The organism is Microbacterium sp. BH-3-3-3, assembly GCF_007679045.1.
GTDB classification, from domain to species: Bacteria; Actinomycetota; Actinomycetes; order Actinomycetales; family Microbacteriaceae; genus Microbacterium; species Microbacterium algihabitans.
The window spans coordinates 177,107-200,357 of the sequence record NZ_VEFS01000003.1; the positions used below are offsets into that span (position 1 = coordinate 177,107).

The following is a 23,251-nucleotide window of genomic DNA, read 5'->3' on the forward strand; positions in this document are numbered from 1 at the left end:
CCGAGGTGCAGATCGCGCCCCGAACCGGACGCTCTGTGCAGAAGCGAGCGCTGCGGCCCGGGCGGGTCGGCTCAGTGCTGCGCCGACGCGAGCTCGACGACCTGGGCGGCCGCGTGGGCCACCTCGTCGTTCACGACGCGGTAGTCGAACTCGTTCTGCGCGGCGAGCTCGACGCGCGCCGTGCGCAGCCGACGGGCCCGCTCCTCGGCATCCTCGGTCCCCCGCCCGACCAGGCGCTGCACGAGCTCGTCCCAGCTCGGGGGCAGGAGGAACACCAGGGTGGCCGACGGATCGGCCGCGCGCACCTGACGGGCGCCCTGCAGGTCGATCTCGAGCAGGGCGGTGCCGCCCTCGGCGAGAACGCGCTCGATCGGAGCGCGCGGCGTGCCGTAGCGGTTCTTGTTGTGCACGACAGCCCACTCCAGCAACTCCCCCGCCGCCACCAGACGGTCGAACTCGGCGTCGTCGACGAAGTAGTAGTGCTCGCCCTCGACCTCTCCCGGGCGGGCGCTGCGCGTGGTCGCCGAGACCGAGAGGTGGATCTCGGGGTAGTGCTCCTTGATGTGCGCGGCGACGGTGCCCTTGCCGACGGCCGTGGGGCCGGCGAGCACGATGAGGCGGCTGCGTCCCTCGCGGGGACCGGGCTCGGGCCAGCGCGTGTCGAGGTAGGAGCGCAGCGCGTCGCGCTGACGCGAGCCCAGACCGCCCAGACGCTTCACCGGCGAGATGCCGAGCGAAGCGAGGATGCGGTCGCGCTTGCTCTCGCCGATCGCGGGGATCGCCGTGAGGAACTCGGTCACGCGCATCGCCCCGGCCGCCGACAGCGGGTCGGCGAGGCCGCGGCGCAGCAGCTCCTGCGGAGAGATCACGCGGGTCGACACGTCGCGCTTGAGCGCGGCGCGCTCGCGACGAGCCTCGACGGCGCGGCGCGAGGCGGCGGCGCGGTCGACCTCGGGCGGACGACGGGTTTCAGCCATGCAGGGACTCCCGGTAGAGCGCGGCGCGCTCGTCGATGCGGGCGGCGAGACGGTCGGGTCCGACCGCGAGGATGCTGCGGCTCTCGTTCGCGACGACGGCGGATGCCACGTAGCCGAACAAGCGGCGCAGGTCGGCGGGCGCGGCCCCCTGCGCGCCGAAACCGGGAGCGAGGATCGGCATGCCCGCCAGCGCCACGTCGCCCAGCCCGAACGCCGAGCGATCGACGGTGGCGCCGACCACGACGCCGACCGGGCCGAGGGCTCCGGGGGCGCCGATGTTCGCCTGGTTCACGTCGTGCGCCACACGGGCCGCGACGTGCTCGCGATCGCCCACCGCGAGGGCGTCGTCGACGATCGCGCTCTGCAGCGCACGCGCCTCGGGGTTGCTCGTCGCGGTCAGCACGAACGCGCCCTTGCCGTGGTGCACGGCCAGCGCCAACGCCTCGCGCAGCGAGTCGGCGCCGAGGTACGGCGACAGGGTCACGGCATCCGCCTCGAGAGGAGAACCGGGCGCGAGCCAGGCGTGCGCGTAGCCCTCCATCGTCGTGCCGATGTCGCCGCGCTTGGCGTCGGCGATCACGAGGAGCCCCGCGTCGCGCGCGGCGGCCATCACGTCTTCGAGGGCGGCGAACCCGCGGGAGCCGTAGCGCTCGTAGAACGCCACCTGCGGCTTGACCACGCCGACCCGCCCGTGGGCGGCCTCGACGGTGCGCAGGCCGAACTCCCGCGCGCCCTCGGCCGTGGCATCCAGCCCCCACGCCGATAACAGGGCGGCGTGGGGGTCGATGCCGACGCACAGGGCGCCGTGCAGGTCGAGGGCGGCGGAGAGTCGCTGACCGAACGTCTCGCTCACAGGCGCGCCGCGCGATCCACGGCGTACTCCTGCAGGCTGCGGACCTCGAAGCCGTCCTTCATCGCACCCAGGGCGCTCACCGCGGCGCCGAGCACGGCCATCGTGGTGAACAGGGCCTTGTCGGCGGCCACAGCCGCCGCGCGGATCTCGTAGCCGTCGGCTCGTGCCGTGCCACCCGAGGGGGTGTTGACGATCATGTCGATCTCACCCGCGTTGATCAGGTCGACCACGTTCTGCTGGTCCGACCCCTGCGTCTCGGAGTACTTCTCGACGACCTTCACCCGGATGCCGTTGCGCGCGAGGATCTCCGCGGTGCCCTCGGTCGCGAGCAACGAGAAACCGAGCTCCTGCAGACGGTGGGCGGGCAGGATCACGGCGCGCTTGTCGGCGTCGGCGACCGAGATGAACACGGTTCCCGAGGTCGGCATGCCGCCGTACGCGGCCTCCTGCGACTTCGCGAACGCGGTCGGGAAGTCGCGGTCGATGCCCATGACCTCACCGGTCGAGCGCATCTCGGGTCCGAGGACCGAGTCGACCGTGTGCCCGTCGGCGGTGCGGAAGCGCTTGAACGGCAGCACGGCCTCCTTGACGGCGACCGGAGCATCGAGCGGCACGCGCGAGCCGTCCTGCTCGGGCAGGAGACCCTCGGCGATGAGCTCGGCGATGGTGTTGCCGGCCATGATGCGGCTGGCGGCCTTGGCGAGAGGGATGCCCAGCGCCTTCGACACGAACGGCACCGTGCGGCTCGCGCGCGGGTTCGCCTCGATGACGTAGAGGACGCCCGCCGAGATCGCGAACTGCACGTTCAGCAGACCCCTCACGCCCACGCCCTTCGCGATGGCGAGGGTCGCTTCGCGCACGCGGTCGACCTCGGTGCGACCGAGCGACACGGGCGGGAGGGTGCACGAGGAGTCACCGGAGTGGATGCCGGCTTCTTCGAGGTGCTCCATGACGCCGCCGATGTACAGGTCGGTGCCGTCGAACAGCGCGTCGACGTCGAGCTCGATCGCGTCGTCGAGGAAGCGGTCGACGAGCAGCGGGAGGCCGGGGCCGATGATCGCCTGGTCGGCGACGCGCACGAAGTAGTCGCGCAGCGCGTCGGTCGAGTAGACGATCTCCATGCCGCGACCGCCGAGCACGAAGCTCGGGCGCACCAGCACGGGGTAGCCGATCTCCTCGGCCACGGTCACGGCGCCTTCGACGTCGATCGCGGTGCCGCTGCGCGGGGCCACGAGTCCGGCCTCGTCGAGCAGGCGCGAGAACAGCTCGCGCTCCTCGGCGAGGTCGATCGCCTCGGGGCTCGTGCCGAGGATCGTGTACCCGGCGGCCTCGATGCCCTTCGCGAGGCCCAGCGGCGTCTGTCCGCCGAGCTGGCAGACGACACCGAGGATCGTGCCCGACTGCGCCTCGGCGTGCAGCACCTCGAGCACGTCTTCGAGCGTCAGCGGCTCGAAGTACAGCCGGTCGGAGGTGTCGTAGTCGGTCGACACGGTCTCGGGGTTGCAGTTGACCATGACGGTCTCGTAGCCGGCGTCCGACAGCGCGAACGAGGCGTGCACGCACGAGTAGTCGAACTCGACGCCCTGACCGATGCGGTTGGGGCCCGAGCCGATGATGACGACCTTCGTGCGGTCGGAGGGGGTGACCTCGGTCTCGGCGTCGTACGAGGAGTAGTGGTACGGCGTGAGGGCCGGGAACTCCCCCGCGCAGGTGTCGACGGTCTTGTAGACCGGGCGCACGTCGAGCGCGTAGCGGCTCTCACGCACCTCCGCCTCGTCGAGCCCGCGGATCTGCGCGATCTGGGCGTCGCTGAAACCGTGCTCCTTCGCGACGCGGAGGGTGTCGGCATCCAGGTTCACGGCGTCGCCGATGAACTCAGCGACCTCGTTGATCAGCACGATCTGGTCGATGAACCAGGGGTCGATGGCCGTCGCATCGAACGCCTGCTCGGGCGTGGCGCCCTTGCGCAGGGCCTGCTGCAGCACCACGATGCGGCCGTCGGTCGGGGTCTTCGAGATCTCGAGCAGCTGCTCCACCGAGCGCGACTCCTCGCCCCAGTGGAAGCTCGACCCGCGCTTCTCGAGCGAGCGCAGCGCCTTCTGCAGGGCCGTGGTGTAGTTGCGGCCGATCGCCATCGCCTCGCCCACCGACTTCATGGTGGTGGTCAGCGTGGTGTCGGCGGCCGGGAACTTCTCGAAGTTGAACCGCGGCACCTTCACCACGACGTAGTCGAGCGTGGGCTCGAAGCTCGCCGGGGTCACCTTGGTGATGTCGTTCGGGATCTCGTCGAGGCGGTAGCCGATCGCGAGCTTCGCGGCGATCTTGGCGATCGGGAAGCCGGTGGCCTTCGACGCCAGCGCCGACGAACGCGAGACGCGCGGGTTCATCTCGATGACGATGATGCGGCCCGTCGCCGGGTCGACCGCGAACTGGATGTTGCAGCCACCGGTGTCGACGCCGACCGCGCGGATGATGTCGATGCCGATGTCGCGCAGCTTCTGGTACTCGCGGTCGGTCAGGGTCAGTGCGGGCGCCACCGTGATCGAGTCGCCGGTGTGCACGCCGACCGGGTCGACGTTCTCGATCGAGCAGACGACCACCGTGTTGTCGGCGGTGTCGCGCATGAGCTCGAGCTCGTACTCCTTCCACCCGAGGATCGACTCCTCGAGCAGCACCTCGTTGGTGGGCGAGTCGTGCAGGCCCGCGCCGCCGATGCGGCGCAGGTCGGCCTCGTCGTACGCGAAGCCCGAGCCGAGGCCGCCCATGGTGAACGACGGGCGCACGACCAGCGGGTAGCCGAGCTTCTCGGCGCCGGCGAGGAGTTCGTCCATCGAGTGGCAGATGACGGATGCCGCGACATCGGCGCCCGCCTCGAGCACGAGCTCCTTGAAGATCTGGCGATCCTCGCCGCGGTTGATCGCGTCGAAGTCGGCGCCGATGAGCTCGACGTCGTACTTCTCGAGGATGCCGCGCTTGTGCAGTTGGATCGCCGCGTTCAGAGCGGTCTGTCCGCCGAGGGTGGGGAGAACGGCATCCGGCTTCTCTTTGGCGATGATCGACTCGATGACCTCGGGGGTGATCGGCTCGATGTAGGTCGCGTCGGCGAAGTCGGGGTCGGTCATGATCGTCGCGGGGTTGGAGTTGACGAGGATGACGCGCACGCCCTCTTCGCGCAGCACGCGGCACGCCTGGGTGCCGGAGTAGTCGAACTCGCAGGCCTGACCGATGACGATCGGGCCGGATCCGATGACGAGGACGGAGTGGATGTCGTCGCGCTTAGGCATTGTTGTCTTCCTGGGTCGAGTCCTGAGCGTCGGAGGGGGCCAGAGCAGCGGCATCCGGTCCCTGAGCCTGTCGAAGGGCCTGACTCGCGAGAACCATCTCGCGGAAGCGGTCGAACAGGTAGTTGGCGTCGTGCGGGCCGGCGGCGGCCTCGGGGTGGTACTGCACGCTGAACGCCGGGATGTCGAGGGCGCGCAGGCCCTCCACGACGTTGTCGTTCAGGCCGATGTGGCTGACCTCGACGCGGCCGAAGCCGGCGGGGCTGTCGACGATCTCATCGAGCGGCGCCTCGACCGCGAAGCCGTGGTTCTGCGAGGTGATCTCGACGCGGCCGGTGGTCTTGTCGAGCACGGGCTGATTGATGCCGCGGTGGCCGAACGGCAGCTTGTAGGTGCCGAAGCCGAGGGCGCGGCCCAGCAGCTGGTTGCCGAAGCAGATGCCGAAGAAGGGCAGCCCGTCGCCGAGCACGGCGCGCAGCAGCTCGACGTGCTGGTCGGATGCCGCGGGGTCGCCGGGGCCGTTCGAGTAGAACGCCGCGACCGGTTCGATCGCGCGGATCTCCTCGATCGTCGCGGACTGCGGGAACACGTGCACATCGAAACCGCGCCCGGCGAGGTTGTCGATCGTGGACTGCTTCACACCGAGGTCGAGCACGGCGAGGTTGCCGATGCGCTCGGCGGTCGCGGGGGTCACCTCGACCTCGCTGACCGACACCTCGGCCGAGAGGTTGCGACCCGCCATACCCGGGGCCTCGCGCACGCGGCGCAGCTGCTCCTCGGCATCCAGGTCCGCGGCCTCGCCCGAGAAGACGCCGCCGCGCATGCTGCCCTCGGAGCGGATGCGGCGCGTGACGGCCCGGGTGTCGATGCCGGAGATGCCGACGATGCCGTCTTCGACGAGCGCGTCGTCGAGCGAGCGGTTCGCGCGCCAGTTCGACACCATGCGCGAGGGGTCGCGCACGACGTAGCCGGCGACCCAGATGCGACGCGACTCGGGGTCTTCGTCGTTCACGCCGGTGTTGCCGATGTGGGGCGCGGTCTGCAGCACGATCTGGCCCGCGTACGAGGGGTCGGTGATCGTCTCCTGGTAGCCGGTCATGCCGGTGGCGAAGACGACCTCGCCGAGGGTCTCGCCGCGAGCGCCGTAGGCGCGGCCGGTGTAGCGGGTGCCGTCTTCGAGCACGAGGACGGCCGGGTCGCGCGAAAGGCGCGCGGAAGGGATCAGGGCGGTCATGCGTCGCTTCCTGTCGAGGTGAGGGGGCGGATCGCGTCGGCCAGAGCTTTGGCCGAGGCGTCCTGAGGACGGAGGTAGGTGTCGACGATCGTGTCGTCGTCGATGCGCCAGCTGACGCGCGTCAGGCCGTCGCGCTCGACCACGCGGTCGATGGCGACCGTGGCCTGAGAGGCGTCGACGAGGCGGTCGCGGGTGAGCGCGATGCGGGGCTGGCCCTGCAGGTCGAGGGCGACGCCGGCCGAGGTGACCGTGACGTCGACGCGGGAGCGGAAGCCGAGACCCTTGATGGCGAGACGCTCGAGCGGCTCGTCGTGTCGGGTCGTGGCGACGTAGAGCCCCGAGAACACCGCCGTTTCGACGGCGTCTGCGGGCAGCTCCCCCACCGGGGCCGTGAAGCGCGCATCGCGCCGCGTTCGTCGCACCCAGGCCCAGGCGAGCACGGCCAGCAGCACGAGGGCCACGCCGATCATCACGACGAGGGCGCCCTCGCGGCTCATGCGAGCACCCCGGGAGCGTCGAGCACGGCACCGTCGACGACGGTCGGGATGCCGGCGCGCACGGTCCAGCGCACCTCGCCCGGCAGCTCACGGCCGAGGTAGGGCGAGTTGGTGCTGCGCCCGCGCAGGTCGTCGAGGCCGAACGTGCGGGAGGGGCGCGGGTCGTACAGCGTGAAGGTCGCCGGCTGCCCCGCGGCGACGGGCGTGCCGTGTCCGTCGAGGCGTCCGATGCGGGCCGGGTTCGCCGACATCACGCGGGCGACGTCGGCCCAGTCGAGCAGGCCGGTCTCGACCATCGCGTGGTGCACGACGCGCAGAGCGCTCTCGAGACCCACCATGCCGTTCGCGGCGGCCGCCCACTCGCAGGCCTTCGCCTCGGCGGGGTGCGGGGCGTGGTCGGTGGCGACGATGTCGATCGTGCCGTCGGCCAGGCCCTCGCGTACGGCCATCACGTCTTCTTCACGACGCAGCGGCGGGTTCACCTTGAACCGCGCGTCGTAGTCGCGCACGAGCTCGTCGGTCAGCAGCAGGTGGTGCGGGGTGACCTCGGCGGTGACGTTGACGCCGCGCTTCTTGGCCCAGCGGATGATGTCGACCGAGCCCGCGGTGCTCAGGTGGCACACGTGCAGGCGCGAGCCGACGTGCTCGGCCAGCAGCACGTCGCGCGCGATGATCGACTCCTCGGCGACCGCTGGCCAACCGGTGAGACCCAGCTCGGCCGAGACGGCGCCCTCGTTCATCTGCGCGCCCTCGGTCAGGCGCGGGTCCTGCGCGTGCTGCGCGATGACGCCGTCGAACGCCTTCACGTACTCCAGCGCTCGCCGCATGATCATCGGGTCGAACACGCAGAAGCCGTCGTCGCTGAACACACGGACGCGAGCGCGGGAGTCGGCCATGGCGCCGAGTTCGGCGAGGCGTTCGCCCTTCTGCCCCACGGTCACGGCGCCGATCGGCTGCACGTGCACGTAGCCGGCGGCCTCGCCGAGGGCGAGTTCCTGCTCGACCACGCCCGCCGTGTCGGCGACCGGGGAGGTGTTCGGCATGGCGAAGACGGTGGTGAATCCACCGGCGGCGGCGGCCCGGGAACCGGTGAGGATCGTCTCGGATGCCTCGTACCCGGGCTCGCGCAGGTGCACGTGCAGGTCGACGAGGCCCGGCAGGGCGACGAGACCGTCGGCATCCACGACCGTCGCGCCCTGGTGCGAGAGGCCGGAGCCGGTCTCGACGATGACACCGTCGCGCACGAGCAGGTCGGTGGCGTCATGACCCTCGACGCGCGCGCCGCGAACCAGAAGGGTCTGTGCGGGGGCGTGGCTCATCGGAGGTCCTCTTTCTCGGTGTCGGGGCGCTCGCCCGCCAGCAGCAGGTACAGCACGGCCATCCGCACGGAGACGCCGTTCGTGACCTGCTCGAGCACCGTCGAGCGAGGCGAATCGGCGGCTTCGGCGGAGATCTCCAGACCTCGGTTCATCGGACCGGGGTGTAGAACGATGCTACCGCCCGGAAGCGCCTGCAAACGCCGTGCGTCGAGCCCGTACCGGCGGGAATACTCCCGTTCAGTCGGGAAATACGCCGCCGACATCCGCTCGAGCTGGATGCGCAGCATCATCAGCGCGTCGGGACCGGCGGCGATCGCGTGGTCGAGGTCGAAGTCGACCTCGACGGGCCAGCGGCTGACGTCCTGCGGCACCAGCGTCGGCGGAGCCACCAACGTCACGTGCGCGCCCAGGGTGTGCAGGAGCCATACGTTCGACCGCGCGACCCGCGAGTGCAGCACGTCTCCGACGATCGTGACCCGGATGCCGTCGAGCCCGCGACCGCGGCTGTCGTCGCCGAACAGGCGCTTGCGGATCGTGAAGGCGTCGAGCAGGGCCTGCGTGGGGTGCTCGTGGGTGCCGTCGCCGGCGTTCACCACACCGGCGCTGATCCAGCCGGACGTGGCAAGGGTGCGCGGGGCGCCGGACGCGCCGTGGCGGATGACCACGGCATCCGCCCCCATCGCCTGGAGCGTCTGCGCCGTGTCCTGCAGCGACTCGCCCTTGCTGACGCTCGAGCCCTTCGCCGAGAAGTTGATGACGTCGGCGGAGAGGCGCTTGGCGGCGGCTTCGAACGAGATGCGCGTGCGGGTGGAGTCCTCGAAGAAGAGGTTGACCACCGTCTTGCCGCGCAGCGTCGGGAGCTTCTTGACCTCGCGGCGCTGGGTGTCGGCCATGTCTTCGGCGACGTCGAGGATCTCGAGGGCGTCTTCGCGAGACAGGTGCTGGGTGTCGAGGAGGTGCCTCATGATTCGATCGTCACCTCTTCGACGCCGTCGATCTCGGCGAGGCGCACGTTGACGCGCTCGTCGCGGGCGCTCGGGAGGTTCTTGCCCACGAAGTCGGGGCGGATCGGCAGCTCGCGGTGGCCGCGGTCGATCAGCGTCGCGAGGCGCACGGCGGCGGGGCGGCCGATGTCCTGCAGCGCGTCGAGGGCGGCGCGGATGCTGCGACCCGAGAACAGCACGTCGTCGATGAGCACGACGACCTTGCCGTCGATGCCGCCGGCGGGGATCTCGGTGCGACGCGGGGCCCGCGTGGGGTTGCGGTGCAGATCGTCGCGGTACATCGTGACGTCGAGCGATCCGACCGGGACGGATGTGCCGCCGAACTCGCTGACGAGGGGGCCGATCCGGTTCGCGAGCGTGACGCCGCGGGTCGGGATGCCGAGGAGGACGAGTCCTTCCGGTCCTTTGTTGGACTCCAGGATCTCGTGCGATATGCGCGTCAAAGCGCGGGCGATATCGGCATCGTGCATGACGGTGCGCGTATTCATCCGCCGCTCCCTTCTCCGCCTCACGGGACGGGGTTAAAGGTTGCTGTGGTTCTTCGTCGAGTCTAGCGGGTGCGGGCGGGTGAACCTCGAGCGGTTACGGGTGGTGTCGCGGTTGGCCGCTGGCGGCTCGAGTGGTTCATTCGTACATTTGTTCTATGGAAGTGAGCGCGCCGGTCGACCGCCTTCGGGTGGCGAGCGAGCGCGTCGTCGGCCTGATCGCGGGGCGGGAGCTCTCCGCCCTCGATGATCGCGAGATCGTCGGGGTCATGGCCGAGATCACCGCGGCGCTGAACGCCCTCGACGTGTTGGCGGCGTGTGCGGCCCGGGTGATCGACGCACGGTCGGCGCGAGAGCTTGGTGGGGCGGGGCTGGCCCAACGACAGGGGCACCGCAACGCGACCGAGTTGCTGCAGACGCTGACCGGGCGGAGCAGGCGCGAGGTGACGCGGTCGGTCAAGACCGGGGGCGACCTGCTCGATGCCGTAGGCGTCGTGGGTGACGACGGGCCTCGCGACACGGCATCGCCGGTGTCGTCGGCGGGTGGCGAATGGCTCGAACGGGCCGGCGGGGCGCTGCGTGACGGGGCGCTCAGTCACGCTCAGTTCCAGGCGATCCGCGTGGGGTTGGGTGAGCCGCCGGTCGAGAGGTATTCCGAGCTCGATCCGGACTTCCTCCCCCGCGCTTGGGTGGCGGCCGTCGAGCGGCTCATCGCCGAAGCGCCGCACCTGCCGGTCGAGGAGTTGCGGGCGTCCGCGCGGATCGCGCGGGACCGTCTCGACCCGGTCGGGGTGACCCTGCGGTTCGAGGAGCGCTTCGCCGCCCGGTCGTATCGTTCATGGGTCGACGAGCACGGGCAGCGGCACGGACGGTTCGTGTTCGACGACGATGCGGCGGCCTGGGTCGATGCGATCCTCCAGGCGGCGTTGCGTCCGCGACGGGGTCCGCGGTTCGTGGATCCGGATGCCGTGGTCGCCGACGCACCCGACGAGCGGTCGGGCGAGCAGATCGCCTACGACACGCTGATGGCCGTCATGCGGACGGGCGCCGCCGCCGATCCGGCGCAGGCGTTCGGCGACCGGCAACCCGGCGTGCGGATCGTGCTGGAGGCATCGGCGCTGGTGGAGGCTCCGTCGCTGGTGGAGGGCGAGTCCCCTGGCGCCGAGGCGATGGGTGTCGTGACCACCGTGCGCGGAGTCGGACACCTCGAAGACGGCGGGTCCGCCCTCCCCGGCGGGGTCGTCGAGAGCTACCTGTGCGATGCGGGCGCCGTGCCGGTCTCCGTGGGCGACGCGGGGCGGCCGCTCGACGTCGGTCGACACCAGCGGCTGTTCACCCGTGCCCAGCGGATCGCGATCGCGGTGCGCGACGGCGGGTGCGTCGGTATCGGATGCCGTGCCCCCATCTCGCAGTGCGAGATGCATCACATCGACCATTGGGCGGCGGATCGGGGCAGAACCGACGTCGACGACGGCGTCCCCCTCTGCCGGAACCATCACCTGGGTCTGCACAATCGGGGCGAGAAGATCGTGCGCGAGCGGGATTCCGTGACCGGGCGGGACTCGTACTGGTTGCACGCCCCGCCTGATCCGCGTACGGGTGAGGTGCGCCCGCCCACGCTGCTGCGGTCGAGGTCTCCGCGTCGCTTCGACGCGGCGTGACCGAGGATTCGACGGTACGGATCGCCCACGTGGGAGAGAGCTCGTTGTCGTGGCTCGGTCGGCGCGGGCGGTCCGCGGTGAACGCCGTCGTCACCTGATCTCGGCGTCGTGCCGAGGGGAAAGAGTGATCCATTCCTCGTCGACCACGTATCCGAGGCTCCGGTTCGAGTCGAGAGTGGCGCGGTTCTCTTCGGCGCCCCCGGTTCGGAACACTTCGACACCGTCGCGTAGAAGCGCCAGCAGGGAGGCCGCCTTCACCGCCGTGCCGATGCCCAACCCGCGGAGTTCTGCAGCGACGACCGTGAAGTCGGTCTCGGCGGCGCGACCGTCGACGTCGACGTAGGTGACCGCGAGAGCCCGGCCGCCGCCATCGAAGGCGCCGAAGCCTCGCCTCGTGTGTGTCACGCGAGCGGTCGATGTCGTCAGCGGATCATGCTCAGTCGCGACCCCGCCCGGATAGTCGGCCAGCGTCATGTAGTCCAGCAGGAGAACGGACTCGAGGTCGCCGTCTTCGATCTCCCGCACGTTACCGTGACGACGGCCGCGCCGAACCGCGCCCGAGAGCACCTCGATGTCGACGCTCGATGCCGTCACCTGCGCAGCCCATGATCGTGAAACGACCACCCACCCGGCGGCCTCGAGCTCCACGCACCGCGGGTCGTCGGATTTCACCACGATCTGCTCCGGCTGCACCTGTCCAGTGTGACCGGATGCGCTGGGGCCGCATTCCTCAGACACGCCGTGGGTGCCCGCCGTCGCCGTCGGTGCTGCCGCGCTCGCCGTTCCCGTTTCGACTACGTCACCCGTGGCCTCACCGCAGCCCCGTCCGTCGCGCCTCGCGCCGTGGACCGCCCGCTCGCCCGTCGTGACACGAACGCGCGTGCTCGGGTCAGTCCTCGTCTGCGACGATCTCCGCCTTGAACCCCGCGGAGTTCTCCAGCCATCCCGCGTAGTGCGAAGGACCACCGGCGAACGGATACCGCTCCTGGTACAGCGACCGCCACCCGTGAGAGCTCGCCGCGGCCATCGCGGCATCCACCTGCGCCCGAGAACCACCGAGGAACGCCAGATGGTTCACGCCGGGAGCGCGCCGATCATGCTCGGGTCCCGACAGGTTCGGCGACGTCGTCAGGGTCAGGTAGGGGCCGTCCCCCGCACTCCACGTCTCGCCCTCGGACCACTGGCCGGTCCGTTCGAATCCGACCGCGGTGAGCAGCCATCCCCACTCGGCACGCGCCGAAGCCAGGTCGGCGACCCACACCTCGACGTGATGGAACCCCGGCACAGGTCAGCTCGCGGCAACCTCGGCCGGTTCGGCGGCACGGGTCGAACGGATCGGGTGACCGGTCGTCGTCAGGCACCGACCCGACGCCAGATCCCACTTCCAGTCGTGCAGCGAACAGGTCAGCACACCGTCCTCGATCTTGCCGGTCTTCGTCAGGTCGGCACGCAGGTGCGGGCAGCGACGCTGAACGGTCCAGCCGTCGATCTCGGCATCCTCGGTCTGGTCCGACTGCTCGGCGTACCAGTTCTCGACGTACTCGATCCGGTCGCGCGACAGGCACTTCAGGAACGTCGTGAGGAACTCGTTGAACTTGCCCGAACGACCCACCTCGAACTGCATCGACAGGAAGATCGAGTTCGACCAGTCGATCTCGTGATCGCGGATGTTCGTCGACACGAGGTCGGCGGGGATCGTGTACCAGTAAATGCACTCCTCGCCGGCGTACTCGCGGAGCTTCGCCTTCGGGAAGTCCACGACCATGTCGAGCTCGCCGATGCGGAACCGCACCATGCCGCCCACGCCATTGCGGATCACCCGGGCGCGACGCAGCAGCGGCTCCCACCACTCCTTCAGGGCGGCCAGCATCTCGGCCGGCGGGATGATCTCGGCGCGCGTCGCCTCTTCCGCCTGAACCTCGGCCTGGCGGCTGTCGCGCTGCTCGGCCAGGTAGTTCCACTTGTCGCCGAAGACGCGTTCGACCTCGGCATCCGTGTACAGAGTCTGGGTGACCGTGACATCCGACCCCTGCACCTCGACCTCGGTGCCCGGGAGGAACAGGTACCCCTTCTGGTCGGGACGCTGCTCGTTCATGTGGGCGAGGAACTCGCGCTGGTCGGTGAAGATCGAGTCGTCGTCCATGCCGGTGCCGTTGTAGCGGAAGAGCTCCTCGCGCAGGAACATCGGCGGACCGGCCATGGGGAACACGTGCTCGGCGTCGACCTTATCGATGTAGTACATCGCGCGCTTGTTCTGCGCATCGCGCTTGAGCTTGGCGAAGTTCTGCTTCGCGTCCTGCGGCAGGTCGTAGACCATGGGCCACCAGATCGCACCCGACACCTGGGTGAAGTACGCGTCGGGCTTGCCGAAGTCGAACAGCTTGTCGAGATCGAGGGGGTGCGAGTCGTTCTGGTTCAGGATCGAGGCGGTTCCGTCGTCGAGCGACAGCGACGAGTCGCCGATCGGACCATCGGAGGGCGCGCGCAGCGGCGTCACCATGAGCTTCAGGTCACCGAACTGCAGGGGAACACCCGCCTCGGTGCGCACGAGGTTGGTGTAGCCGAGCGCGAGGAGGTCCTGCTCGAGGTCATCGGTGGGGTACTCGGGGAGCAGCACCTTGATGTCTTTCGACACGTACCGCTCGAGCATCGCCGGATCGAAGTGATCGCGGTGGCGGTGCGAGATGTAGAGGAAGTCCGCCTTGCCGAACCGCTCCCAGTCGAGGGCGCGGTTGTCGGGGAACGGAAACCACGAGCCGAAGAAGCTCGGACCGATGACGGGGTCGCAGATGATGCTGCCGCCGCGCGTCTCGATGAACATTCCCGCGTGGCCGAGGCCGGTGATCTTCATAACGCTCCTGTGTCGTGGGCGGAACCCGTCGAGTCTACGCGGGGCGGACTGCGAGAGCCCGGGGAGTGCGCCGGTGTCGAGAAGTCCCCGTCAAGCCACTCCCCCGCATACCGGGCGCGAGTACCGTGCCGGGCGTACCGACGAAAGGACCCCCAAATGCCCCTTGCCATGATCGACACCATCCGCGGACAGTACGACGAGACGCAGCTGCGCACGCTGATGGATGCCGTGCAGGATGCCGTCGTCGAAGCGTTCGACGTCCCGGACACCGACCGGTACCAGATCCTCACCCAGCACGAACCGTTCGAGCTCGTGGCCCTCGACACCGGTCTCGGGATCACCCGCAGCGAGCGACTCGTCATCGTGCGGTTCGCATCGAAGGCGCGCACGGAAGACGCCAAGGTCGCTCTGTACCGCGCCCTCGCCCGCAACCTGAAGGACCGCCTCGACATCGGCGGAGAAGACCTCGTCGTGAGCATCACGGAGAACGGCGACGCCGACTGGTCGTTCGGTCACGGCACCGCGCAGTTCGTGACGGGCGAGCTCGGCTGAGATCCCGGATGCCGCTTCGTCGGAGTCCGAACGGGGGCCCACGAACAACGGGCGTGGGTGAAAAGCATCCGCGGCATGTTCGGCGACGACTCCGGCGAGCGGCGCCGAACACCTGAGGGACGTCGACCCACCGGCGCTGACATCACCCGCTCCCGGGGCGACGCGCGGATCGCGAGACGACGGCGAGGGTCCCCCTACCGTCGCGACATGGCTGCAGCAACGACCCTTCTGATCATTGCGGGAGTGCTGCTGTCGTGCGCCATCGTCGCGCGAGCGAACGCGGGACGCCTTCCGCGCTCGCTGGTCGTGCAGTTCTCGCCGCTGGCGGGTGCGTCGGTCATCGAGGACGCGATCCTCGCCGGTCGAGATCGGCGCGCCCTCGCGGCGGGACTCGTCGATCTCGCGGTCCGCCGACGAGTGCGCCTTCTGACCGAGAGCGGCACCGCACGCGCGGGGATCGCGGTCCAACTCATCGCCGGCGCGGTCCTGACCGACGAAGAACGCCGACTGCTCGACACGATCTGCGGTGAAGCGACCCCGAGCCGCCTCTCACGGCGACTCTCCCGCGACCGACGACGGACCGCTCGACGCGCGCGGAGACTGGTCGACGCCCGGTCACTCGCCCTCACCACGGAGGGGTTGCTGAGCGGGTGATATTCCGGTCGGTCCCTCATCCGCTGGGCGACCGCATTGCTCGTCCTCGCCGTGGGGGTCTTCCTCGCCACGCCCCCGCCCCCGGCGCCGTTCGCCGTGTCCTTATGCGCCGGGGCTCTTCTCGCTGCGGCACTCATCGTCGTTCCGCCGGGCCGATCCCGCCGGTTCGCGCCGGCCGCGACCGAACGGCGCATGCACCTCGACGGCATCCGTCGATATCTCCTCGTCGCCGAGGCCGAGCGTCTGCGCGCCCTGCAGTCTCCGACCGGGTCGCTCCAGCAACCCGGCGACACCGCGTCGCGTTTCGCGCTCAACGAGCGGCTGCTCCCCTACGCCGTGATCTTCGGGGTCGAGAAGGCGTGGCTCGCCACTCTCGGAGCCGACTTCGATGAGCTCGGTGAGACGTCGGAGGATGTCATCGGCCAGATCGGGGAGGGGCTCCTGCAGGTGATGGATGCCGACGCCCTCGTGAACGGGGTGCTGAACATCGCTGCCGGCGCCGACCACCTCCTCGACGCCGCGGGAGCGATCGTCGACGGATTGCTCTCCTGAGCCGAGGAGCGGATCACGGCCCGAGCAACCCCCGGATGTCGTCCGCGTCGAGGGCTGCGGCGAACGCGTCGTCGTCATCGATCACCGCGTCGAACAGCGCCGCCTTGCGATGCTGCAGCGCCCGCACCTTCTCTTCGACGGTGCCCGCCGCGATGAGGCGGTACACGAACACGCTCTTGGTCTGACCGATGCGGTGCACCCGGTCGATCGCCTGATTCTCGGCGGCGGGATTCCACCACGGGTCGAGCAGGAACACGTATTCCGCCTCGGTGAGGGTCAGACCGAAACCACCCGCCTTCAGGCTGATGAGGAACACCGGAGCATCCCCCTCGCGGAACCCGTCGATCACATCCCCCCGACGAGCCGTCGACCCGTCGAGATGCGCGTACGCGAGACCGGCGGCATCCAGTCGCTCGGCCGCCAGATCGAGGAACGACGTGAACTGACTGAACACCAGGGCACGGTGTCCCTCGGCGGCCACCTCGACGAGACGGTCGAGCAGCACGTCGAGCTTCGCCGACCCCAGATGCGCATCGCGCTCGTCAACGAGCCCCGGCGCGAGGGCCAGCATGCGCAGCAAGGTGAGCGACCGGAACACGATGAAGCGCTGCCGATCGAGATCGTCGAGCAACCCGAGCACCTTCTGCCGCTCGCGCTGCAGCACACGGTCGTACAGCTCCTGATGCGCGGGACCGAGAGGAACCGCGATCTCCTGCTCCTGCTTGGGAGGGAGGTCGGATGCCACGACGTCCTTCGTGCGCCGCAGCAGGAACGGCCGCACCCGACGGCGTAGTCGATCCAGCGTCTTCTCGCGGTGCGCGCTCGCCGCGGCCGCCGACAGGGCCGTCGGGGCGTCGGAGGGCAGCTGCTCGATCGCGCGGGTGTAGTCCTCGCGGAACTGCCGGATCGAGGGGAACAGCCCCGGAGCGGTGAGCGAGAGCAGTGCCCACAGGTCGTCGAGACCGTTCTCGATCGGCGTCCCCGTGGCGGCGAACACCGCGTCGGTCTGCAACGCCGCGATCGCGCGATGGATCCGCGTCGCGGGGTTCTTCACGAACTGCGCCTCATCGAGCACGACGCCGGCCCAGTGCACGGCGCCGAACTCCGCGGCATCCGCCCGCACGACCCCGTAGGGGGCCACGACGATGTCGACACCCCCGGCGATGTCGGTGATCGCGGACGCACGGCGAACGGCCGTCGCTTCGACCACCGCGACCCGCAGGTCGGGGGCGAAGCGCGCCGCCTCGTCGCGCCACGTCGGCAGCACCGAGGTGGGCGCGACGACGAGCCAGGGCCGCCGCTCCCCCGTGGCCTTCGCGTGGGCGATGAGAGCGAGCAGCTGCAGGGTCTTGCCGAGCCCCATGTCGTCGGCGAGGATCCCGCCGAGCCGGTGCCGGTGCAGCAGCGCGAGCCACGACAGACCCTCGCGCTGGTACGGGCGCAGCTCGGCGCGGAACCCATTCGGCGTCGGCACCTCGGGCACCTCTGCGACATCCCGCAACGCCCGCGCCAGGCCGCGCCACTCAACCGCGGCCTCGGACTGGTCGGCCAGGTCTTCGAACTCCGCCCACAGTGTCAGGTGCGTGCGGGGAAGCCGCGGACCGGTCTCCCACTCGTCGAGGGCGGCCGCCTCTTCGAGCAGGTCGCGAAGTCGCTGCAGAGCCGGGTGCGCGAGCGAGAACCACGCGCCGTCCGAGAGCTTGATGCGCGTGCGCCCCCGCGAGAGCGCCGAGAACAGCGTCCCGAACGGGATCAGGCGACCTTCGATCGTCACGACGATGCCGAGGTCGAACCAGTCGCGATCGAGCGATTCGACCGCCGTGATCCGCAGCGACGGGTCGCCCCTCAGCTCGCGAAACGTCGGCGCCGTGCCGGTCATGCGCACCCGCACCTCGTCGAGCACGTCGATCGCGGGCAGCACCCGGGTCGCGAACACGGCGGCATCCGCGTCGTGCAGGTTCGCGCGGGGCGTCACGGGGAGATCGGATGCCGCTATCCACGCGGTCTCGAACCGCTCGCCGATCTGCGCCTCGGCGCGCAGGTCGCGCTCCGAGTCATCAGCCGCGTCGTACGCCACGCGGCGACCACCCGGGTACACCCACTCGAGCCGATAGGCGACGTCGTCGTCGGCGTACGCCACCGCGACCTCGAGCGTCGGGCGATCGGGCGGCGGAGTCGGGACACCCGCACCCACCGACAGCGGCGCACGCCGCGCGAGCCGGGGGTACACCTCGGCGACGAACTCGTCGGCCTCGTCGCGGGGTACGTCGACCCCCGCGGTGCCGAGGAGCGTCGGCAGGGGCTCGGGCAACGCGACCGGAGCGAGCACGATCGGCACCGGGTCGCGATCGAGTTCGAACGCGAACAGCCCCGACGCGCCGATCGCGCGCGCTCGCGTCGCGTCGACGGTGTCGCCGTCGAGCGTGAGGTCGGCCGAGATCCGCAGCGCTCCCCCGCCCACGGCGTCGAGCGCCACCCGCGCGATCGCCGCGCTCGCGAGGCGCACGTTCTGCTGGGGGTTCATCGACACGAGCGGGATGCCGAGCCGCTCTGCCGCCGCCAGGTGCGGCCACAGCAGGGGCGAGGTGACGGTGTCGAGCGCGATCGTGTCGCCGGCGGGCGCGAAGGGGCCCGTCGTGCGGAAGGCCTGAGCGAGAGCGAACAGCTCGGCGAACCAGTGGACGTGAGCGGGGTCGAAGCGAGCGGGCGAGCGGCGGACCGTCTCCCACGTGGCATCCGCCTTGATCCAGGCCTCGCGAGACCCCCGCACGAGGGGACGGGCCGCGAGTTGCAGGTCGTCCTGGCGCTGCGCGAGCAGGCGCGGGGTCACCGGCACGACGGCGCGCGCCTCCCACCGGCCCGGGTCGTACGCCTCGCGCTGACGCAGCTCGACGCCCAGCGCGAGCGCCTCGTACGACGCAGCGCCGCCGGAGGGGATGAGCTCACGCCACGACGTCACGCGGCGATCCTTCCGTGGACCTCCGACAGGGACGCGCGCGGCCACCCATGAACGCTTTCCGCGCGCAGGAACGCGTGCAGTTCACGTTCCTGCGCGCCGACACCGTTCATGCGTGAGTATCCGCCGCGGGGCCGGACGATGCGACCCGTCGTAGGCAGGCCGGGCGGCGGGCACGCGGCATCCGCCGCGCCATGCCTCGACTCGGCGCGACCCGATACCGGTCCGTCGACCTGCGCGCACGCGGCATCCGCCCCGCTCGTGAAACGACGCGACGCGACCGCCGACCGGGGGTCGGGGCCGCGTCGCACCACGTCGGGACTGCTCAGGACGAGCGCGCGATCCGCGCGAGCACGCCGTGCACGAACGAACCGGAGTCGTCGGTGGAGAACTCCTTCGCGAGCTCCACGGCCTCGTCGATCGCGACGGCCGTCGGCACGTCGTCGTTGTAGAGGATCTCCCACGTGCCGATGCGCAGCAGGGCGCGGTCGACGGCGGGCATGCGCTGCAGCGACCAGTCCTTCGAGAACGTCGTGATCTGCTCGTCGATCGCGTCGCGGTTGTCGATCACTCCGTCGACGATGTCGCGCGCGTAGAGCCACGAGGCCTCGCGAGCGGGCTCGGAGGCGGCGCGCTTGGCTTCTGTCGCGAGCATGATCGCGAGCTCTTCGCCGCGCACGTCGGCCTGGAACAGGATGTCGAGGGCGCGCTTGCGCGCCTTGGTACGGGCGCTCAAGGTCAGCTGATGCGGCCGAGGTACTCGCCGGTGCGAGTGTCGACCTTGATCTTCGTGCCGGTCTCGAGGAACAGCGGAACCTGCATCTCGTAGCCGGTCTCGACGGTGGCGGGCTTGGTGCCGGCCGAGGAGCGGTCGCCCTGCAGGCCGGGCTCGGTGTAGGTCACCTCGAGGATGACGGACGGCGGAAGCTCGATGTAGAGCGGGTTGCCGTTGTTCAGCGCGATCTGCACCTGCTGGTTCTCGAGCAGGAAGTTCGCGGCGTCGCCCACGGTGGCGGAACCGACGGTGATCTGGTCGTAGTCGGCGACGTCCATGAAGACGAAACCTTCACCGTCGTTGTACAGGTAGGTGAAGTCGCGGCGGTCGACGTTCTCGAGGTCGATCTTGGCGCCGGCGTTGAACGTGCGGTCGACGACCTTGCCGCTCATGACGTTCTTGAGCTTCGTGCGGACGAACGCGCCGCCCTTTCCGGGCTTGACGTGCTGGAACTCAACGACGCTCCAGAGCTGACCGTCGATGTTCAGGACGACGCCGTTCTTGATGTCTGCGGTGGATGCCATGAGTGCCGATATTCCGTTTCGTGAGTCGATGTGGGGCGAGAGCCCGACGTCAGAGTCTACGTGATGCGCGCCGTCAGCCGTCGGCGCGGCCCGAGATGACCTCGATGAGGCGTTCGACCGCACGTGCGTAGCCCGGCACGCCCTCGCCGATGACGTGCACGACGGCGACGTCTTCGATGTACGAGAAGTGCCGGAAGCTCTCGCGCTCGCGGATGTTCGAGATGTGCACTTCGGCGACGGGGAGGTCGACGGATGCCAGGGCGTCGCGCAACGACACGGACGTGTGCGTGAGCCCTCCGGCGTTGATCACGATGCCGGCGCAGTCGAGTCGGGCGGCGTGGATCGCGTCGATCAGCACGCCCTCGTGGTTGCTCTGGATCGCGCGTACCTCGAGCCCGAACCGCGCGGCGGCGTCGGAGGTGATCCGCTCGACGTCGGCGAGGGTCTCGCGGCCGTAGATCTCGGGTTGCCGGGTGCCGAGCAGGTTGAGGTTCGGACCGTTGACGAGCAGCAGGCGACGGGGCGTGGTCATGGTCGGCACGCTATCAGCGCCGGCCCTGCGCGCTCAGGCGTACGGGGGCGGTGCCCGCGCCGTATCCGGCGTAGGCGTCGACGCGCTCGACGAACTCCAGGAACACCTCGCCGATCGTGCGCGTGTAGAAGTGCAGGTACTCCCCCGCGGCGTCGCGGTCGTAGCCGAGGTGCAGCTCGCGCAGCTCGTCGACCGCGGCATCCGTCATCTCGAATCGCGCGGCGAGGTCGTCGTAGTAGTTGCCGGGCATCGCGAGCGGAATGAAGCCGCGCTCCCGGGCGGCGCGGGCGAGCGCGCGCACGTCGGTGCACGCGAACGCGACGTGCTGGGGCAGGGCGGCCCCGGCGCGCTGGTCGGCGAGGATCGGCGGCGCGACGTTCAGCGGCAGGCGCACCTCGCCGCCCGGCGAGCCGAGCACGCGGCTCGCGACGAGGCCCTGCGGACCCGGCACCTCGGTGCTGCTGTCGACGCGCAGCGCGAAGCCGGCGGTGTAGAACAGCGTGGCTTCTTCGATCGCCTGCCACGGCTGCGAGAGGCTGACGTGGTCGACGCCCGCGACGGTCGTCGGAGTCTCGGGTTCGCCGTGCTCGAACTCCGCGACCCACGCGGGTTCGCCCTCGTCGGCGGCCTGCGCCCAGTACACCTCGGTGCCGTCCGGGGCGACGGCGCCGTCGAGCCGCTCCTCGGTGGCGTAGGTGCGACGGTAGGCCCGCGGAACGCGGAGCTCGTGCATGCGCAGGTCGACGGCCTCGGCGTCGTCGACCTCGAGCCCGATCGCGGCCAGTCGCGGCTCCCACCCGCGCGCGTGCTGCTCATTGAGCACGACCCGGGCCTCGCCCGCGGTCCACAGGGTCACGGGCTTGGTGCGGTGTCGACCGCGAGAGGTGAAACCGAGCTGGTGGAGGAGCTCCTCGACCGCGGAGGTGTCCTCGGCCTTGATCTCGACGAAGTCCACGCCCGAGGGGGCGGCGGAGTCGGGCAGCATCCGCAGGTCGGCCGAGGGCGCGGAGAGGGTGCGCGCGACGGCGTCCTCGAGCCAGCGCAGCGAGCGCCGCGCGTGCAGGGCGGTGCGGCGGGCGTCGGTCTGGCGGAACGTGTCGTTGAACACCTCGAGCGACAGCGGACCGGTGTACCCGGCATCGACGACGCGCGCGGTGAAGTCGGCGAGGTCGAAGTCGCCCTCGCCCGGGAACAGCCGGTGGTGCCGGCTCCACGACAGCACGTCCATGCTGAGCCGCGGGGCGTCGGCGAGCTGCGCGAAGAAGATCTTCTCCCCCGGGATCAGGGCGATGTCGGCGAGGTCGTGCCCGCGCGAGAGGATGTGGAACGAGTCGAGGCACACCCCGACCGCGGGGTGGTCGGCGCGTTCGACGACGCGCCACGCGCGGCGGTAGTCGTCGATGTACTTCCCCCACGCGAGGGCTTCGAAGGCGATCCGGATGCCGTAGCCCTGAGCGAGATCGCCCAGTCGGCGCAACTGCCCCGCCGAGACGTCGTCGTCGTCGATGCTCGCGGTGGCCACGTTGCTGCAGCACAGCACGAGGTCGATTCCGAGGCGGTTCATGAGCCGGAACTTCGCCTCGGCGCGGTGCAGGACGGCGGCGAACGCGTCTTCGTCGACGCCCTCGACGTCGCGCATGGGCTGGTAGAGGTCGAGCGTGAGGCCGAGGCGTGCGGCGATCGCGGCGATCTCCTCGGGGCTCTCGGGGGCGGCGAGCAGGTCGGGCTCGAAGATCTCGACGCCGTCGAATCCGGCCGCCGCGCACGCGTGGAGCTTGTCGGCCAGGGTGCCGCTGATGCAGACGGTCGCCATCGAGGTCTTCATGGCGGCTGAATGTACCAGTTAGTACAAACGGGGTCCACTCCCCCCGTCCAGTAGGTTGAAGCCATGGCCGAGGCACGTCGAGACGCCGAACGCACGCGTTCCGAACTGCTCGCGGTGGCGACCGAGGTGTTCGCCGAGGACGGGTTCTCGGGTGCCCGCGTCGACGAGATCGCCGCCCGCACGCGCACCACGAAGCGCATGATCTACTACTACTTCGGCAGCAAAGAGGGGCTCTACCGGGCCGTCCTCGAGGAGGCGTACCGCGGGATCCGCGAGGCCGAACGAGCGATCGACGTCGATCACGCCGACCCGGTCGATGCGATCCGCGCTCTCGCCGAGCTGACCTACGACCATCACGTCGGGCATGACGCGTTCATCCGTCTCGTCGCGATCGAGAACATCCACCGCGGCACCTTCATCCGTCAGATCGAGGGACTGCGCACGCTGTCGAAGCCGGCGAAGGGTCTGCTCGACGAGATCCTCGAGCGCGGTCGCGCCGACGGCCTTTTCCGTGCCGACGTCGACGCGATCGACGTGCACTTGGTGATCAGCGCGTACTGCGTGTTCCAGGTCGCCAACCAGTACACGTTCGGGCACCTGTTCGACGTTGACCTCGCCTCCCCCGACCGTCGCCCGCACCTGCGCGCGGTGATCGGCGACGTGGTGGTCGGCTGGCTCACGGCCCCCGCGCGCTGACGCCGGTGGCTGAGCCTGTCGAA

Annotated in this window: 21 protein-coding genes; 5 read left to right on the plus strand and 16 right to left on the minus strand. The window is 70.2% G+C overall.

Features of this window, described 5'->3' with window-relative positions:
• Positions 1 to 71: 71 nt before the first annotated feature.
• From gmk to pyrR, 8 genes are read right to left on the minus strand one after another with little or no spacing between them, the layout of a single operon-like run.
• Positions 72 to 977 (minus strand): guanylate kinase, encoded by a 906-nt coding sequence (gene gmk, locus FS769_RS11180; RefSeq protein WP_144833427.1) that lies wholly within the window; start codon positions 975 to 977, stop codon positions 72 to 74.
• Positions 970 to 1,830 carry an orotidine-5'-phosphate decarboxylase gene (gene pyrF / locus FS769_RS11185; protein ID WP_144833428.1) on the minus strand — a complete coding sequence of 287 codons (861 nt, stop codon included), beginning with the start codon at positions 1,828 to 1,830 and terminating at the stop codon, positions 970 to 972. Before pyrF ends, gmk begins: the two co-directional genes overlap by 8 nt.
• Positions 1,827 to 5,114 (minus strand): carbamoyl-phosphate synthase large subunit, encoded by a 3,288-nt coding sequence (gene carB, locus FS769_RS11190; RefSeq protein WP_144833431.1) that lies wholly within the window; start codon positions 5,112 to 5,114, stop codon positions 1,827 to 1,829. Before carB ends, pyrF begins: the two co-directional genes overlap by 4 nt.
• Positions 5,107 to 6,345 (minus strand): glutamine-hydrolyzing carbamoyl-phosphate synthase small subunit, encoded by a 1,239-nt coding sequence (gene carA / locus FS769_RS11195; protein WP_144833433.1) that lies wholly within the window; start codon positions 6,343 to 6,345, stop codon positions 5,107 to 5,109. Before carA ends, carB begins: the two co-directional genes overlap by 8 nt.
• The gene (locus FS769_RS11200; RefSeq protein ID WP_186325523.1) at positions 6,342 to 6,842 is read right to left on the minus strand and encodes a hypothetical protein; all 501 of its coding nucleotides are present in this window, start codon (positions 6,840 to 6,842) and stop codon (positions 6,342 to 6,344) included. Before FS769_RS11200 ends, carA begins: the two co-directional genes overlap by 4 nt.
• Positions 6,839 to 8,161, minus strand: coding sequence for a dihydroorotase (locus FS769_RS11205; protein WP_144833435.1), 1,323 nt, complete (start codon positions 8,159 to 8,161; stop codon positions 6,839 to 6,841). Before FS769_RS11205 ends, FS769_RS11200 begins: the two co-directional genes overlap by 4 nt.
• Positions 8,158 to 9,126 (minus strand): aspartate carbamoyltransferase catalytic subunit, encoded by a 969-nt coding sequence (locus FS769_RS11210; RefSeq protein WP_144833437.1) that lies wholly within the window; start codon positions 9,124 to 9,126, stop codon positions 8,158 to 8,160. The genes FS769_RS11205 and FS769_RS11210 overlap by 4 nt, the downstream gene beginning before the upstream one ends.
• Entirely contained in the window at positions 9,123 to 9,653 is a 531-nt protein-coding gene (gene pyrR, locus FS769_RS11215; RefSeq protein ID WP_144833439.1) for a bifunctional pyr operon transcriptional regulator/uracil phosphoribosyltransferase PyrR, read from the minus strand. The genes FS769_RS11210 and pyrR overlap by 4 nt, the downstream gene beginning before the upstream one ends.
• Before the next feature lie 155 nt (positions 9,654 to 9,808).
• Here pyrR and FS769_RS11220 point away from each other — a divergent pair, with 155 nt between their 5' ends.
• Positions 9,809 to 11,311: an HNH endonuclease signature motif containing protein gene (locus FS769_RS11220; RefSeq protein ID WP_144833441.1), complete on the plus strand. Its 1,503-nt coding sequence runs from the start codon at positions 9,809 to 9,811 to the stop codon at positions 11,309 to 11,311.
• A gap of 90 nt (positions 11,312 to 11,401) precedes the next feature.
• Here FS769_RS11220 and FS769_RS11225 read toward each other — a convergent pair whose 3' ends face one another.
• From FS769_RS11225 to FS769_RS11235, 3 genes are read right to left on the minus strand one after another with little or no spacing between them, the layout of a single operon-like run.
• Positions 11,402 to 12,277, minus strand: coding sequence for a hypothetical protein (locus FS769_RS11225; protein WP_260979749.1), 876 nt, complete (start codon positions 12,275 to 12,277; stop codon positions 11,402 to 11,404).
• A complete protein-coding gene (locus FS769_RS11230; protein WP_144833445.1) occupies positions 12,201 to 12,596 on the minus strand; it encodes a VOC family protein in 396 nt (131 codons plus the stop codon). Before FS769_RS11230 ends, FS769_RS11225 begins: the two co-directional genes overlap by 77 nt.
• A gap of 3 nt (positions 12,597 to 12,599) precedes the next feature.
• Positions 12,600 to 14,162: a Rieske 2Fe-2S domain-containing protein gene (locus FS769_RS11235; protein WP_144833447.1), complete on the minus strand. Its 1,563-nt coding sequence runs from the start codon at positions 14,160 to 14,162 to the stop codon at positions 12,600 to 12,602.
• Between the two features lie 156 nt (positions 14,163 to 14,318).
• Here FS769_RS11235 and FS769_RS11240 point away from each other — a divergent pair, with 156 nt between their 5' ends.
• The 3 genes from FS769_RS11240 (at position 14,319) to FS769_RS11250 (ending at position 15,920) form a co-directional block, all read left to right on the plus strand.
• Positions 14,319 to 14,714, plus strand: coding sequence for a tautomerase family protein (locus FS769_RS11240; protein ID WP_144833449.1), 396 nt, complete (start codon positions 14,319 to 14,321; stop codon positions 14,712 to 14,714).
• Positions 14,715 to 14,921: 207 nt separating this feature from the next.
• The gene (locus FS769_RS11245) at positions 14,922 to 15,368 is read left to right on the plus strand and encodes a DUF2207 domain-containing protein (protein WP_144833451.1); all 447 of its coding nucleotides are present in this window, start codon (positions 14,922 to 14,924) and stop codon (positions 15,366 to 15,368) included.
• A 36-nt stretch (positions 15,369 to 15,404) separates the two neighbouring features.
• Complete coding sequence (locus tag FS769_RS11250; protein ID WP_186325524.1) at positions 15,405 to 15,920, plus strand: hypothetical protein; 516 nt, start codon at positions 15,405 to 15,407, stop codon at positions 15,918 to 15,920.
• Between the two features lie 13 nt (positions 15,921 to 15,933).
• Here the strand turns inward: FS769_RS11250 and FS769_RS11255 are convergent, their stop codons facing one another.
• The 5 genes from FS769_RS11255 to FS769_RS11275 form a co-directional block, all read right to left on the minus strand.
• Positions 15,934 to 18,879: a DEAD/DEAH box helicase gene (locus FS769_RS11255; protein ID WP_144833454.1), complete on the minus strand. Its 2,946-nt coding sequence runs from the start codon at positions 18,877 to 18,879 to the stop codon at positions 15,934 to 15,936.
• Between the two features lie 322 nt (positions 18,880 to 19,201).
• Complete coding sequence (gene nusB / locus FS769_RS11260) at positions 19,202 to 19,612, minus strand: transcription antitermination factor NusB (RefSeq protein ID WP_144833456.1); 411 nt, start codon at positions 19,610 to 19,612, stop codon at positions 19,202 to 19,204.
• 2 nt (positions 19,613 to 19,614) lie between these two features.
• Entirely contained in the window at positions 19,615 to 20,175 is a 561-nt protein-coding gene (gene efp / locus FS769_RS11265; RefSeq protein ID WP_144833458.1) for an elongation factor P, read from the minus strand.
• Between the two features lie 73 nt (positions 20,176 to 20,248).
• Positions 20,249 to 20,707, minus strand: a complete 459-nt coding sequence (locus FS769_RS11270) for a type II 3-dehydroquinate dehydratase (RefSeq protein ID WP_144833460.1) — start codon at positions 20,705 to 20,707, stop codon at positions 20,249 to 20,251.
• Positions 20,708 to 20,720: 13 nt separating this feature from the next.
• Entirely contained in the window at positions 20,721 to 22,532 is a 1,812-nt protein-coding gene (locus FS769_RS11275; protein ID WP_144833462.1) for a sugar phosphate isomerase/epimerase and 4-hydroxyphenylpyruvate domain-containing protein, read from the minus strand.
• Positions 22,533 to 22,595: 63 nt separating this feature from the next.
• On the opposite strand from FS769_RS11275, the gene FS769_RS11280 reads away from it, so the two are divergent.
• Positions 22,596 to 23,228, plus strand: a complete 633-nt coding sequence (locus tag FS769_RS11280; protein ID WP_144833464.1) for a TetR/AcrR family transcriptional regulator — start codon at positions 22,596 to 22,598, stop codon at positions 23,226 to 23,228.
• Positions 23,229 to 23,251 lie beyond the last annotated feature (23 nt).